Here is a 12,448-nt window from a genome sequence, read left to right on the forward strand (position 1 = left end):
AGATGGTCGCCACCATATACGGCAGTTCTCAGGCTCAGCTTTCTGAAAGACTCGGGATTGTCATGCGCTGCGATGCGCGGTTTACTGCTGGTATAAAAAAGCCCCGCTATTGCGAGGCTATAGGTTTGTTGTTTGACTCTCTCACCGAGTCGTGAATCCGCTCACACGTCATTCCGGCGCGGTAGCGTTCGTCAGCGATTGCAGCATAACGTTTAGCTTCTGCTGCAATATCTCCGAGCATGTCGGCGAGCATTCCGGCGTCGGAACGGGCTGTTTTGCTTCTGACGGCAGCGGCAAGATCTGCGGTGTGCTTTGCGGCGTCCAGGCGAGTGGCAAGTCTTGTTGCTTCGGTGCGCAGCTGGTTAACAGTGGCAGACAGGCCAGCAGCAGTGGCAGCAGCTTTGGCGGCATTCGCTTGTGCATCTTTAACAGCCTCATCTCGGGCAATAATGCGCCCTTGTTCAATCATCCTGGCGGCAGTCTGCGCGTTTGCTGTATGTGAAGCCTCTGCGCCGTCACGCTCTGCCCACTTTTTTTCCCAGCCCCGATCACTCCAGACATTTCCGGCAATGAATGCGACGGCCACCAGCAACATCATCACCAGCGGTTTCCAGTATTTCTCCAGGATGCCCATCATGACAGGAACACATCACGCTCAGCCTTGCGGCGATTCGTGAGCCCCGGCATAACTTTTCCACCAGCTTTATTCCAGCGCAGAAACTCATCTGCAGCGCCTTTGATATCGCCAGCGTTCAATTTCTTCAACAGCGTGGATGTTGATAGCGCACGCGAGCCAACGTTGTAAGCGAACGATACCAGCGCATCAAACTGGCCTTGTGTCAGTTTCACTCTGACCAGTTTCAGCACATCGTTTTCATAACTCACCAGCCCCGTTTTCAGCAGCCGATCAGCAGTGGTCTGGTCGATAGTCATTCCAGGCTTTACTGGCTTGCCATCTACCGGGTAGGTCCAGCCGTAGCCAATCGTCCACGGTGCGCCGCCTGTTCCCGGATCTGGATAGGCGGACAGCCGGCAACCTTCGAATTTTTTTATCAGCGCAATGCCGTCAGGACTGGTTTGCATCGTCAACTCCCGCCTTTTTGGCTGCGAATTTTTTAATCAGGTTGCCGATCGAATCGGTGCCGATGTACCCAATAAAGACGCTGGCAATGTATGCGAGGTTGCTACTCAATCCGGAGAAGTCGAGCAGGTCACGAATAAACCAGGCGATCATCGCGCACATCAGCGCATCAATTAGCGTCTTCATCTTGGCGCCACCGTTATAGCGACCACGTAGGTACGCCATAATAAAAGCCAGCATTGCACCAATACCCTGCTCCTTAGCGGCAAGTAGCGCAGCGATGAAATCTTGTTTGTATGGCATTTTCATAGGCCTCACCTCCGAGAGTTCGGATGGCGCTGTGTGTGATTGAAAGGGATCAGGCTTCCGGGCGCTTATGAAAAGTGAAAGTGGAGAGTGATTCCCGGAGCCAGAAATGAAAAAACCCCGCCGAAGCGAGGTTTTTAATCAGATTATGATAGTTTTACGCGTTTGGTGAATTCCAAACCATAGAACTACCATTGTGATTTTCAATGATTTTTGCAGCGTTACTGCTACCAAATGTATGCATAAAACTATGATGAATCGTCAATACAAGATCTTGCAACTTTTGATCATCTTCCAGGGAAGAAATTTTTAATCCAATATCCCGAGCTTTATCTATGTGAATATGACGCGAGTGGGCGTAAGTTGTTGAGTGATTATTCAATTGACGGCAAATCGAATCAGCTTTCTCTTTTGCGTCAGCTTCACCATGGAACATACCAGAAACTAACCACGCAGATACAATCTCAGATGCCCATTGAATGGCCTTCTCACAGTCACCAATAAAAGTTGGATGCAATTTTTGAAGGTTAAACTGCCAGAACGCAACGCTTCCTGGGTTGGCTAGTATTTCCTGCTTGGCTTTTTCAACCTCTTCGAGAATTCCATGCGCTGGTATACCACCCATTTGAGGGTCAAACGGACCAATATTTGACTGCCTACCCATGAAAATCTCTTTAGCACAGCATGCCAGCATCGTTCCAGCTGACATAGCTATCATCGGAACAAAAGCCCGGATGTTTGTGCCAAACTTTGACCTGAGATACTGCCCCAAAGACTCAAGGGCCGCGATCTCACCGCCCGGGGTGTGAATCAAAAGGTCCAAACCTCTGTCGGTATCCATACCGTTTATCGCCGACATGAAACCATTTTTGTCATCATCAGTCATTGAAATTAAGTGACTGATTGATTGCGTATTTTTTTGTAAAAAGCCAGAGTAATAAGCGATAACATTTCGCCCTGTGTGCTCTGACATCTCAGAAATGTATTTTTTTCTTACGACATCAAAAGGGCTGCTCTGGCTGAGAAGTGTCATCTCACCCAGTACTTCATTCCAATTTGGCATAATTTATTATTTAGTAGCTATACATTACGTAATTATTTGTTTTATCATCATTTCCCCAACTATTGTTGGTTCCTGATGAATAACTCACGCCTGTTTGCTCAACCAAAGTTGGATGCGATTTAATCACTCTTCTTGCAAACTCAAAAGGTGACTCTTTTGGGTTATATTCTGCGGGTTTGATATCAAATGTTGTATAAAGTTCTGCCGCTGTCATAGCTGCATCCTCTTCTTTACTACATATAGTGCAAATTTTCACAGATAGCACTATATGTAGATCACGCCGGTAGCCAGATACGAAAAAACCTCCAAAAAGGAGGTTAAGATTGCTTTACTTCTACGCTAAATATGATCTTAACCTGAGTTATTTGCAACCAATTTTGTATTGATTTTTTGTCAATTTCGGAAGTTTCTTGCATTTTCACGAAAACCGTGGATCAACCACTGTATTCATAAACAGCAAGTTACGAGTAATCAAGAGGAAGGCAAAGTGGAATGTGTTTGTTTACATATGAAAACGCACCAACAAAAAACCCGCCTGAGCGGGTTTATAAACGTTAGACATTCAATGCCCATCGTTAAGAAAATGCTAACCACATTTTTTGAATATTGCAAGCATCTTGCAGCGAAAATTATTAAAAATGTGGCTATCGTGTCACTTTTCGTAATTGTAGCTCTGCGAATGCCTCTTCCTGCCAGCATTTAGTGATCAGCTTATTGATCACTTCACCATAACCGCTGTACCAGGTGTAATTCGTCAAATCTGGAATGACCTTTTGCACCTGTGCCCGGGCGATCGTTGTTGGCAGCCTGCTGTAACGATTGCCATTACAGCGACCGCATACTTTCATTACCGGCACGCCGTGGAGTTTCGTGCGCTTCTCATCAAGTACAGTTCCCTTCCCCTTACATCCTCTGCATGCTGTCGAGACAGTTCCCTTACCGTTACAGTGCTGGCAAACTTCTTCGACTTCCTCATGGCGGATCATAGGCTCTACACCTTTTACGCCTGGATGTTTTACAACATCACACATTGAACGTAACACCCCTTCACCATTGCAATGTGGGCAAACTGATTTACTTGCCGCCGAACGGGAATAGTCCTCATATGCAAACTTCACCAGTACAGGAAGAATTTCAAGACGGGACTTCTCACTTAGTTTTTGTAATACCGGATTTTTCATTGCCATGGCGTAGTTAAACAGCCCCTCCAGTGCAGGTGTTGGATCCTGTATTCCCATCTTTGCCAGAAACAAATTAAACCCAAGTGGTGCCATTGACTGCACCATGCCCTGCGCAGCCATCACATCAGTTATTGTTAACGCCTCAGAGCTGGTTCCCGGCGTTTCATCATTTAGTTTCGGTGCTTTTGGTGAGTAAAATTTTGGTAATGATTCAAGGTTCATACGTGTTCTCCACTTACGCCAGCACACCAATTGCAAGCGCGCGATCGATAAAACGAAATATCAACTCCAGCTGCGAGCCGTATTTCTCTTCGAATGCCACGGTATCCGCATGTAACTCGTCGTGATGCTTTCTGCACAAAGGCAACACCCAGAGGTCATGCGCTTTTGTCCCCATGCCGCCCTGACCGTGACCTATCAGGTGGTGCGGATCATCTGCCTGCTTACCACAGCAGGCGCACGGCTGGGCCTTCACCCATCGTGTGTATTTCTCATTTTCCCAGCGTCTCCGCTTCGGACGTAGCATGAAGCTTTCCGGCGATTCCGGATCAATCCTGAGCGTCAGTACCTTCTTCACCTTCTCCTGCACAATGCTGGTGGCCGGTAACGAAGGCACAATATCGCTTTCTCGCATGATCGATTTCGGTTCTTCAGCCGGCAGTCTCAGCGCCTTATGCGCAACACTTTCAGGAATAACATCGCCCAGATCATTTCTGACCATCCACCAGCACAACTCCGGGAGGGTCAGTACATGCGACTCTGGAAAACCTAAATCCGTACGGATGACTGACATGATCCAGGATACCAGGTTTTTGCTGGCTATACCTGCAAGCTGTTCCGTGTATTGTCCAGCGAGGGTGTGGTCGCAGTGCCAGCACAACCGGATGCTTCCGGGCTTATGCCGCATGATCGTGAAATTCTTGTCGTGCCATGTTGAATGGGGCCACTGGCATTCGAACTTTTTGTTTAACCAGCCATCAAGCGAAGACAAGCCACCAGCGCGCTGTATAACGCGATGATCCTCGAATATCTCGCTCATTACCGGATCGTCTGCCAGTGGCTGAACCGCTGCCGGCACAAAACCAGTCGCATAAGAGGCCATGCTTTCAGGTTCTGGCTCGAGTAAAACCCGACCGCGCATAAATAGCTGCATCAGGTCTGCACCAGGACGGAAAAGCACAACCCCCATGCGGGGAGCTATTTCAGGTGTTAGCAGTGCTCTCAACATCTCACTCCACTTCTAGCAAACGTCGATTTTCGGAACTCTTTTTTTATTTTCTTGTTCCCACACAAGTGGAGGTAGAGAAGTGACAGTTCTCGGGATAAGTAACACTCACCGTCGATATACCTCACGGCATCAGGATGTAAATCAATCCAATCTTTTGTTTCTTTAAGGGCAAGAAACTGCTCCTGACTGAGGCTGAAACCGCCATGCTGTGTTTTTTTAGCCTTATGAATTGATGATGTGCCATAAATCCCTGGTTTTGACTGATTACCCATGAACAGCCCCTCCAGCCAACTCTTTATCGTGGGTAAACTTACCGTTCCAGGTCACCTTCATCGGAAGCTTTCCTTTCAGGTAATTTTTGTACAGCCAGACCGCTCCGTCCCTTAGAAGAACGGGTTGATAGGTGGTAAAGCTGACTGCAGAGTTTGGTGAAACTTTCGTGCTTTTCTCAGTAAGGTATTTATCGCGAGCGTAAGAACGGACACGCCATTGAGCGCTGCGCCCTTCCGGATTGTCATCATAGAGCCAGTTTGCAGAGACCAGCCAGGCACTAATCTTACTGGTATTAACACCGTTGAGTCGTTTGCAGAACTGTACCGGAGAAAGCCCGTCGGTGAAGAGACTCTCGAGGTGTTCAATGTATTCAGCCTGCTGGTGAGTAATAGCCTCAGCCTGTTGCTTTGCTTCCATGGCATCAGCCCATGCACGGGCAAGCTTTATTGGGTCTGAGATATCGGGTAACGTAACGCCATAAACTTCGCGCATGCCAAAGTAATGATCTTCGAGTTGCTCAAAGAAATCCCACGCCTGCTCTGTCTCAAGCATTTTCGCGTGGTGTGATGCGCCGCGTTCAGTCCAGAGGTACAAGCTGCGAGTTTTCGGCGAAATTTGCACATAGCTTAAAGAGTTGCGCAAATTTTCGACTTCTTCACCCTCAACCCTGAAGTAGTGTTTACCCTCAATAAACCGGTTTTTGTTGCGATTGAAGTTATTCGTGATGTTTTGCGTGGTGGTGCTATACCCAGCAGCAAGGGAATCAGTAGTTACCACTCGCTGATTGCGATAAGTAATCACCGGTACTGCGGAATTATTAACAGAAACAACAGATGTAGCGCTACCTTTGGGCGTAGCAAGGCCCATAACCTGGTTAGTCATATTTTCTCCACTGTTTTAGTGCGAAGGGGACTGCACTCCCGTTTCGCTTGCACCGGATAACCATACCCTGAATTACCCATGTTTTGCTCTAGCAAGATGATATTTTTTCCTCAAATTTCTTGATCGAGATCTCTACTCTTCCCCCTTTCACTACTGGCCCCCACTCCACCAGCATTCTTTTCACCTGGCTGTCGTCCTCCCAGATACCCGCGTGGGTAAGAGCGTCAAACAGCGCTTTGTTGTAGTTATCCAGATCCCGGATCCGGTTGTCAGGCGGGAACAGGATTATTTCGACAGCCGCCGGTGACGATGACGGCTTAGGGAGCATGCGCAGTTGTTCAATGATTGCCGCACATGCTGACGACTGGAACTGGCGACCTTTGGCACTTATCAGGTGGCGCCCTGCCAGCGGCCCCTTATTCGGGGCGCGCCAGTACGTGTTCACACTCGGAGGAAACGGCAGCACCAGCTTCATACCCGGATCCCCTTGTTTTTGAGATAGGCGATTGCATGGTCCTTCGCACCATCCTCACCATTCACAAGTGCATGCAGCAGGGAATCAGCATCAGCAACGTTCTCCAGATCGTTGATGGCTATTCCCCGCGAAACGCCACGCGTCAGGGTGATAGCTCCTTTCCTCTCCAGTGCCCGCAGATGATCCGCAGCGGCATTTGGGGAGCTGCATCCCAGCAGCGCCGAAAGTTCTGTATTGGTTGGAGGATAACCATGCTCGCGTTGAAAGCTGATCAGGGTATCCAGTACATGCTGCTGTCGAGCCGTTAAGTTCATCATGCTGCTTGTTCCTCCTTGCTCACACATAACTCAGGCAAATTTGCGCGCACCAGCGCTTCAGCGAACGGTGGCGGGACTGCATTGCCGCAGCGGGCCACTTGTTTATCTTTGGCGTAGCGCTTGCCGCGATAATCCTGATCGATGATGTACCAGTCAGGGAAGCCCTGTGCGCGATAGAGTTCGTGCGGCTGAAGCATGCGCATACCGATATCGACGATGCGGTACGTTATCCCATCGATGTCGACCATCCCGGTGCATTCCTCGCCGCAGTATTCACGCAAAAACGCCAGCGCCTGCTGTGCGCGGTGTTCGTCGTAGTCGTCAACCGCCAGAGTGGTTTTGACTTCCCCGACATGCAGGCCGCCGGCCGTAACTGTCGGCATTGGTTCACTTGTGGGCTGACCATCGCGACAGGTGCCGCGCAGTTTTACCAGATGGGAAGCAACCACCGCATGATGATCGACCGTCGTCACCGAGTGGACTGGTTCATCCAGCCCGACGCCCGGTCCCGTATAGTTGCCGCCGTAGTGCTTCGCGAGGAAAGCAGAAACCAGTTGTGAATGACCGCCGCCGCCCGCCGTAATCGTCGCGCTCGGTTCGTCTGCACGGTGACCGATGCTGGCGCCAAACTGGCGAGCGATGACCGGCGCAACCAGACAGGCACGAGACTGTTTCAGGATGGTGTGAGTGGGTTTATCCAGCGGGCGCGGCTTTGCCTGGTACTCACTGCCGCCGTTACCAGCAAGGAACGGTGTAAGCGCGGCCTCAACGATGCCGAGAGCATGACCATTCCCGCCCGGGCGCCGTGACGCGCCGGCGGTGATTGTCGGGACTGGTTGTGTGACATCCTGCCCTGTCGCGCCTGTTCTGAATTTCGTCAGGTGCGGTACCGCGACTGCGTAGCCGTGGGTTTTGGTGATTGTCTGCAGTGGTTCTTCCAGCGACTGGCCACGGAAGCAGTCGTAATGCGTTTTGGTGCTGGTATGGTTGCACTTCACGATAAACGGCGACGCGCTGTCGATAACGAAACGCTGAATACCGCGCGCTATGCGCTTGAGCGTATTCACTGCCAGGGGCTTTTTACGGTCGAAGATCGACAGCGCAGGAATGGTCCAGTCGATACACTCCGCAGCGGTGCGCCACGGCGCCAGCTTGCCAGCCTGAACCGCCGGTGACTTCGGATCACCGTGTGTTGGTTCCGGCCACACAATCGGTTTACCGTCACAGCGCATAACCATGAAGAAGCGTTTTCTGATGGTCGGTGCGCCGAGGTCACACGCTCGCAATTCGCGATATTCGACAACATAGCCAAGACCGTCAACCAGCCGCACGGCATCTTCACTGTCAGGAGGAATGCCCAGAAATTCGCAGCACTCCGCCAGCGCCGGATGATCCGTCGGGATGCCGGTAGTCAGCATGCCGATGAATGCTTCGAAAGTTTCACCAGCACGGGCAGGATCCGGGCGCATTTCACCGGCGAGAAGCGGTCCCCACGTTCTGAACTCTTCGACGTTCTCCAGCTTCATCACTCGGGGTTTAACATCAAGTGCCCAGCGCAGAACAACCCATGCAAGACCACGAATCGCTTTTTCTACTGGCTTCGCACCTTTGGCTTTCGAAAAATGGCGACAATCAGGACTGAACCATGCCAGGGCAACCGGTAAGCCCCCCGTCGCCGCGCGCGGATCCACTTCAAATACGGATTCGCAGTAGTGAAGTGTGTCCGGGTGGTTCGTCTTGTGCATCGCGATCGCGTTCTCGTCATGGTTGATCGCGATATCAACACTACGACCAATCGCCATTTCAATACCGGTTGACGCGCCGCCACCACCAGCAAAGTTATCAACGATAATCTCACGCATGGGTCACCCCCTGCATGCTACTGGCAAGACCAGCGGCAACGGCAATGATCTCGCTGGTGGGCATACGTTCAAGCCATAGCTGATTGATATTGCCTTTCAGCTTGTTCTGCTGTGACTCAGTCAGGGCGTCAACGCCATCCACTTGGTTAAACACCAGACCAACCTCGAGAGGCCAGATACGCGATTCGACTTCTGGCAACGTCAGCGGCGTAACAGGCCTTACTGTTTCTGTCTGCTGGGCCTTACCAGCGGCAAATGTAACCAGCGACATAAACGCCTTCCCTTTTTCCTCCAGATCGGTACGGCTGATGTAGCTGAAACGCTCGCCGCGCCATGACTTATCGAAGATTGCAATGGCGCCAGCAAAGAAAGCACCAGTGGGTTTCTGCTTATCGTCAGCAGGAACAAACCACACAGGGAGATCGAAACCAATGCGACCGCGAATAAACATGATGTGATCGGCATCTTCAGGCCACCATGTTTCACTTGTCGCCGCTTTAATGAGGAACACGTAACGCCCACCCTTTTCACGCATCTCCATTGTGTGATCCATGATGTGGGTCATGCCGGTGATCGCCTGCTTTTCGTGGTATTGAGAGCGGCTATAGGGTGGATTACCGAATGCGGCCCCGCCGATTGACTCCAGCATTTCCGACCAATCCTGCATCAGCGCGTTATCTTCGGCTGTGTACCAGACCGGGCACTTCGCGTTATCGTCGTCAGCAAACAGATCCAGAACCAACGGCCCAAATATTGCGTTAATCCCCCAAAACAACAGATCCGGAGTACGCCATTGATCGCCAACCTCTTTCAGTTCGTGGGCTGGTTTGCTACGCAGTTCCGCCAACGCCTGGCAATATTTGTTTGTCATTATCCCCTGAACCCCTCTGGAATTTTGGTATCAACCGGACCGACCTTCATTGGGTCATGTTTCTTTTCGCCCCAGCATTCACGAGGCGGACGCCCCTTCTTGTCCCAGCGGATCCCGCTTTGCAGATACCCCTCAAATTTTTTCGGGCCAAACAGTGTTTCAGGGCGCATGTACTGGTACTGCTCATCGTTGCCGTTCCAGTGCTCGTGTTTCAGGTCGATAACCAGTTGCAGGTCAGCAACGCTGTAACCTTCACGCAGACGAGCACGAATGTTTTCCAGCGAGGTTTTTGATTTCTGATAACGGGAACCGCTGACCTGGTTCAAATGGGTTAAAACCAGAATGGCGTTATCAGTGATCGCAACTTCAGGGTCTGGTTGCAACGCAACCGGACAAGAAGGTTTTATGATCTGTTTGTGGTGATCTGAGTAATGATCTGTATAGAGAATAGGTTCCGCGACTTCGCGGTTATGGTTCCGCGATTCTGCGTTTTCGGTTCCGTGATTCTGCGGAATAGGTTCCGCGACTTCGCGTTTCCCGTTCCGCGATTCTGCGGAATCCAGTGTTGTAGGGAATAAAGCCTCGATTAATGCATCCCCGTCGATACGGTAGTGCGTCTTTTTCGTACCGTTTACTTGCTTTTGCGCTTTATCAACAATTCCAGGTAACCAGCGAGTGCAAATCTTGTTTACCAACCGCTGTACCTGGTCTTCACTGACTCCACGAATTTCCGCAGCTAACTCACTGTGCTCTTTGTAGAACCAGCCATCCTTCAGGTCTGATTTCCCGGACCAGAAGACCAACTGGTTGAGAACTGCCCCCAAAGCATGCGCCTGCTGATCACCGGAAAAAAAATCAAGGTAAGGGACCGGGATTGTTATTGCGTTGCGCTGGCCCGACAGCGACTGAACGATTTCAAATATCTGGCTCATGATCGTCCTTTATCTCAGTAAACTTGCGCTGGAACTGTTCGAGCGGGCTGAAGCATTCATGCTCATAGCCTTTGCGCAGGTAGATAACGCGGTGAGTTTCCGGTTCCCATCGGATAACTCGAACTGGGATACCGTAGTGGTCTTTGAACCATCGGTTAAGTTCTTGCATAAGGATCCCCCTCTACGGCGCCATACCCCCACAATTGCCATCGCCCGACTGTGGTTACAGGGAACCCAGCGGCCTGATACCATGCGCTCATACCGAAACATGATGTAACCCGGTACCGGGAAAGCACGTAGTTGCGGTATGCGGTTATTTACCGTTAAACTGTTCATGCGTTAGTTTCTCCACTGATACGACACGCCACGGCGCCCGGAGCTGCACACTCGCGGGCGTCACTCTTTTCTGGCAGGCAGTAAACACGGGAAATCAAATTCAGGAAGGTCATCAGAGTCACCCTGAACTGATATGCGATGTCGTTAAGGCTCTGCCACTCGCCCTTATCAACAACGCCGTCGTCGATATACCAACGGTATGCATTGACCAGATCCCCGAGTCTGCCCACCAGCTCAGCCAGCTTTAAACCTATCTCCTCGTTCTCTATCTCTGGTGCTGCACCTGGGATGTGGATCCCGTTATCTGTTTGACGAGAAAACGCATCAGCTATGTAACTCACGCCAGCGGCGCTCTGAAGTACCATTGCCCAGCCCATAGGGAATATTTGATCTCCACCAGCACGAAGGCGGTTAAAAAGCGAGTTCTGCGTTTCGTCCAAGATTTCTGCCGCTTCGGCGTATCCACCAGGGAGCGCTGCGATCGTCTTCCTGATAGCGGCCACCAGCCAGGCTGGCTGTTTTTCTATTTTCCATTCAGGTTCTTTACCCACGGTTAACCCCTTGATTCTGTGGTTACTTAAAATCAATTTGCGGTCTATTTTTTTTCATAAAGCTCAGGGTGAAAAACTAAGCCACCACCAGTGCGGTATGCCGCTTCAGCTGCCCGGCCTTTCGGAATGAGGCGCCCAGGCCTATTGCGCCATTGGTAAACGGCTTCACTGGTAATGCCGAAAAAATCAGCAACTCTTTCAGCATTGCCAAAGTAATTTTCAATATCGTCAGTTGTCATGATACCTCCTTAGCTAAGTTTGATTAGATATTAATTATCAATCCATCTTTGGTCAATAAAAACTAAGATTCCTTAGTCCTTTATTTGTGAATGGTGCTTCAATGGAAACGGTTGGACAGCGTATTAAGTCCCTCAGACTGATAACCAGAACATCCCAGAAAGAGCTTGGGAAGTTCTGCGGAGTGAGTGATGTTGCGGTTGGGTATTGGGAAAAAGATATAAATGTACCAGGTGGGGAATCACTGTCAAAACTTGCAAAATTTTTCAATACATCAATTGATTACATTCTATATGGCACTGAGTTTGAGGGTAACCTCATTACAAAAATGCGCAGGGTCCCTATAATTTCATGGGTTCAAGCTGGTCAATTCACAGAATGTAAGGTCGCTGAAGTTTTCAATGAAGTGGATAAGTGGGTAGAGACGTCCTTAAGAGTTGGCGATAGCTCGTTCGCGCTGGAAGTTAAAGGGGATTCGATGACAAACCCTAACGGACTTCCCACTATTCCTGAAGGCGCAACTGTGATTGTAGATCCCGATGCCGAGCCACTTCATGGCAAAATTGTTGTGGCCAGAATAGATGGAACCAATGAAGCGACAGTAAAGAAACTCGTTATTGATGGCCCACAAAAATTTTTAGTCCCTCTAAATCCACGCTATCCCAACATCCCAATAAATGGTAACTGCCTGATCATCGGTGTCGTCAAAGGCGTTCAATACGAACTTTAAAAATAGCTAATCCCACCTAAGCACCAAGCTAATTAAAGTTTGGTGTTTTTTCTTGACCAAAATACTAAGTTAAGTTAGATTTTACTCATCAACAGCGAACAGGCAGGATGCCCACGAAGTAGC

General features: G+C 50.0%; 18 protein-coding genes. 1 reads left to right on the plus strand and 17 read right to left on the minus strand.

Annotation, left to right across the window (positions count from 1 at the left end; translation table 11 throughout):
* Nucleotides 1-106: 106 nt before the first annotated feature.
* The 17 genes from C2U53_RS27955 to C2U53_RS28030 form a co-directional block, all read right to left on the minus strand.
* Nucleotides 107-637: a DUF2514 domain-containing protein gene (locus tag C2U53_RS27955; protein ID WP_104446784.1), complete on the minus strand. Its 531-nt coding sequence runs from the start codon at nucleotides 635-637 to the stop codon at nucleotides 107-109.
* A complete protein-coding gene (locus C2U53_RS27960; RefSeq protein WP_104446785.1) occupies nucleotides 634-1,083 on the minus strand; it encodes a lysozyme in 450 nt (149 codons plus the stop codon). Before C2U53_RS27960 ends, C2U53_RS27955 begins: the two co-directional genes overlap by 4 nt.
* Nucleotides 1,067-1,390 carry a phage holin, lambda family gene (locus tag C2U53_RS27965; protein WP_046401839.1) on the minus strand — a complete coding sequence of 108 codons (324 nt, stop codon included), beginning with the start codon at nucleotides 1,388-1,390 and terminating at the stop codon, nucleotides 1,067-1,069. Before C2U53_RS27965 ends, C2U53_RS27960 begins: the two co-directional genes overlap by 17 nt.
* Before the next feature lie 154 nt (nucleotides 1,391-1,544).
* The gene (locus C2U53_RS27970) at nucleotides 1,545-2,450 is read right to left on the minus strand and encodes a serine protease (RefSeq protein WP_104446786.1); all 906 of its coding nucleotides are present in this window, start codon (nucleotides 2,448-2,450) and stop codon (nucleotides 1,545-1,547) included.
* Between the two features lie 10 nt (nucleotides 2,451-2,460).
* A complete protein-coding gene (locus C2U53_RS30065) occupies nucleotides 2,461-2,664 on the minus strand; it encodes a hypothetical protein (RefSeq protein ID WP_172740608.1) in 204 nt (67 codons plus the stop codon).
* A gap of 430 nt (nucleotides 2,665-3,094) precedes the next feature.
* On the minus strand, nucleotides 3,095-3,853 hold the full coding sequence (locus C2U53_RS27975; protein WP_104446787.1) for an antitermination protein: 759 nt from the start codon (nucleotides 3,851-3,853) through the stop codon (nucleotides 3,095-3,097).
* A 13-nt stretch (nucleotides 3,854-3,866) separates the two neighbouring features.
* Nucleotides 3,867-4,856 (minus strand): DUF968 domain-containing protein, encoded by a 990-nt coding sequence (locus C2U53_RS27980; RefSeq protein WP_104446928.1) that lies wholly within the window; start codon nucleotides 4,854-4,856, stop codon nucleotides 3,867-3,869.
* Complete coding sequence (locus C2U53_RS27985; RefSeq protein WP_104446788.1) at nucleotides 4,853-5,131, minus strand: hypothetical protein; 279 nt, start codon at nucleotides 5,129-5,131, stop codon at nucleotides 4,853-4,855. Before C2U53_RS27985 ends, C2U53_RS27980 begins: the two co-directional genes overlap by 4 nt.
* A complete protein-coding gene (locus C2U53_RS27990; protein WP_246876145.1) occupies nucleotides 5,124-6,014 on the minus strand; it encodes an ORF6N domain-containing protein in 891 nt (296 codons plus the stop codon). The genes C2U53_RS27985 and C2U53_RS27990 overlap by 8 nt, the downstream gene beginning before the upstream one ends.
* Nucleotides 6,015-6,102: 88 nt before the next feature.
* Entirely contained in the window at nucleotides 6,103-6,489 is a 387-nt protein-coding gene (locus tag C2U53_RS27995) for a RusA family crossover junction endodeoxyribonuclease (RefSeq protein ID WP_044256254.1), read from the minus strand.
* Entirely contained in the window at nucleotides 6,486-6,806 is a 321-nt protein-coding gene (locus C2U53_RS28000; RefSeq protein ID WP_371415050.1) for a LexA family protein, read from the minus strand. Before C2U53_RS28000 ends, C2U53_RS27995 begins: the two co-directional genes overlap by 4 nt.
* A complete protein-coding gene (locus C2U53_RS28005) occupies nucleotides 6,803-8,668 on the minus strand; it encodes a DNA cytosine methyltransferase (protein ID WP_104446790.1) in 1,866 nt (621 codons plus the stop codon). The genes C2U53_RS28000 and C2U53_RS28005 overlap by 4 nt, the downstream gene beginning before the upstream one ends.
* Nucleotides 8,661-9,539, minus strand: a complete 879-nt coding sequence (locus C2U53_RS28010; RefSeq protein ID WP_104446791.1) for a phage N-6-adenine-methyltransferase — start codon at nucleotides 9,537-9,539, stop codon at nucleotides 8,661-8,663. Before C2U53_RS28010 ends, C2U53_RS28005 begins: the two co-directional genes overlap by 8 nt.
* Nucleotides 9,539-10,471: a conserved phage C-terminal domain-containing protein gene (locus tag C2U53_RS28015; RefSeq protein WP_104446792.1), complete on the minus strand. Its 933-nt coding sequence runs from the start codon at nucleotides 10,469-10,471 to the stop codon at nucleotides 9,539-9,541. The genes C2U53_RS28010 and C2U53_RS28015 overlap by 1 nt, the downstream gene beginning before the upstream one ends.
* Nucleotides 10,455-10,640, minus strand: a complete 186-nt coding sequence (locus C2U53_RS28020) for a DUF4222 domain-containing protein (RefSeq protein ID WP_104446793.1) — start codon at nucleotides 10,638-10,640, stop codon at nucleotides 10,455-10,457. The genes C2U53_RS28015 and C2U53_RS28020 overlap by 17 nt, the downstream gene beginning before the upstream one ends.
* A gap of 163 nt (nucleotides 10,641-10,803) precedes the next feature.
* Entirely contained in the window at nucleotides 10,804-11,358 is a 555-nt protein-coding gene (locus tag C2U53_RS28025) for a YmfL family putative regulatory protein (RefSeq protein ID WP_104446794.1), read from the minus strand.
* Between the two features lie 44 nt (nucleotides 11,359-11,402).
* On the minus strand, nucleotides 11,403-11,597 hold the full coding sequence (locus C2U53_RS28030) for a Cro/CI family transcriptional regulator (protein ID WP_104446795.1): 195 nt from the start codon (nucleotides 11,595-11,597) through the stop codon (nucleotides 11,403-11,405).
* Nucleotides 11,598-11,698: 101 nt separating this feature from the next.
* Between C2U53_RS28030 and C2U53_RS28035 the strand changes: the two genes are divergently transcribed.
* The gene (locus C2U53_RS28035; protein WP_104446796.1) at nucleotides 11,699-12,325 is read left to right on the plus strand and encodes a LexA family transcriptional regulator; all 627 of its coding nucleotides are present in this window, start codon (nucleotides 11,699-11,701) and stop codon (nucleotides 12,323-12,325) included.
* Nucleotides 12,326-12,448 lie beyond the last annotated feature (123 nt).

The sequence above is a fragment of the Citrobacter sp. CFNIH10 genome, assembly GCF_002934585.1.
In the GTDB taxonomy this organism is placed as follows: Bacteria; Pseudomonadota; Gammaproteobacteria; order Enterobacterales; family Enterobacteriaceae; genus Citrobacter_A; species Citrobacter_A amalonaticus.

What these genes read in the sequence shown, in the direction of transcription:
- C2U53_RS27955 (WP_104446784.1), bottom strand. Translation starts at nt 637, where the DNA reads ATGATGGGCATCCTGGAGAAATACTGGAAACCGCTGGTGATGATGTTG.
- C2U53_RS27960 (WP_104446785.1), bottom strand. Translation starts at nt 1,083, where the DNA reads ATGCAAACCAGTCCTGACGGCATTGCGCTGATAAAAAAATTCGAAGGT.
- C2U53_RS27965 (WP_046401839.1), bottom strand. Translation starts at nt 1,390, where the DNA reads ATGAAAATGCCATACAAACAAGATTTCATCGCTGCGCTACTTGCCGCT.
- C2U53_RS27970 (WP_104446786.1), bottom strand. Translation starts at nt 2,450, where the DNA reads ATGCCAAATTGGAATGAAGTACTGGGTGAGATGACACTTCTCAGCCAG.
- C2U53_RS30065 (WP_172740608.1), bottom strand. Translation starts at nt 2,664, where the DNA reads ATGACAGCGGCAGAACTTTATACAACATTTGATATCAAACCCGCAGAA.
- C2U53_RS27975 (WP_104446787.1), bottom strand. Translation starts at nt 3,853, where the DNA reads ATGAACCTTGAATCATTACCAAAATTTTACTCACCAAAAGCACCGAAA.
- C2U53_RS27985 (WP_104446788.1), bottom strand. Translation starts at nt 5,131, where the DNA reads ATGGGTAATCAGTCAAAACCAGGGATTTATGGCACATCATCAATTCAT.
- C2U53_RS27990 (WP_246876145.1), bottom strand. Translation starts at nt 6,014, where the DNA reads ATGACTAACCAGGTTATGGGCCTTGCTACGCCCAAAGGTAGCGCTACA.
- C2U53_RS27995 (WP_044256254.1), bottom strand. Translation starts at nt 6,489, where the DNA reads ATGAAGCTGGTGCTGCCGTTTCCTCCGAGTGTGAACACGTACTGGCGC.
- C2U53_RS28000 (WP_371415050.1), bottom strand. Translation starts at nt 6,806, where the DNA reads ATGATGAACTTAACGGCTCGACAGCAGCATGTACTGGATACCCTGATC.
- C2U53_RS28005 (WP_104446790.1), bottom strand. Translation starts at nt 8,668, where the DNA reads ATGCGTGAGATTATCGTTGATAACTTTGCTGGTGGTGGCGGCGCGTCA.
- C2U53_RS28010 (WP_104446791.1), bottom strand. Translation starts at nt 9,539, where the DNA reads ATGACAAACAAATATTGCCAGGCGTTGGCGGAACTGCGTAGCAAACCA.
- C2U53_RS28015 (WP_104446792.1), bottom strand. Translation starts at nt 10,471, where the DNA reads ATGAGCCAGATATTTGAAATCGTTCAGTCGCTGTCGGGCCAGCGCAAC.
- C2U53_RS28020 (WP_104446793.1), bottom strand. Translation starts at nt 10,640, where the DNA reads ATGCAAGAACTTAACCGATGGTTCAAAGACCACTACGGTATCCCAGTT.
- C2U53_RS28030 (WP_104446795.1), bottom strand. Translation starts at nt 11,597, where the DNA reads ATGACAACTGACGATATTGAAAATTACTTTGGCAATGCTGAAAGAGTT.
- C2U53_RS28035 (WP_104446796.1), top strand. Translation starts at nt 11,699, where the DNA reads ATGGAAACGGTTGGACAGCGTATTAAGTCCCTCAGACTGATAACCAGA.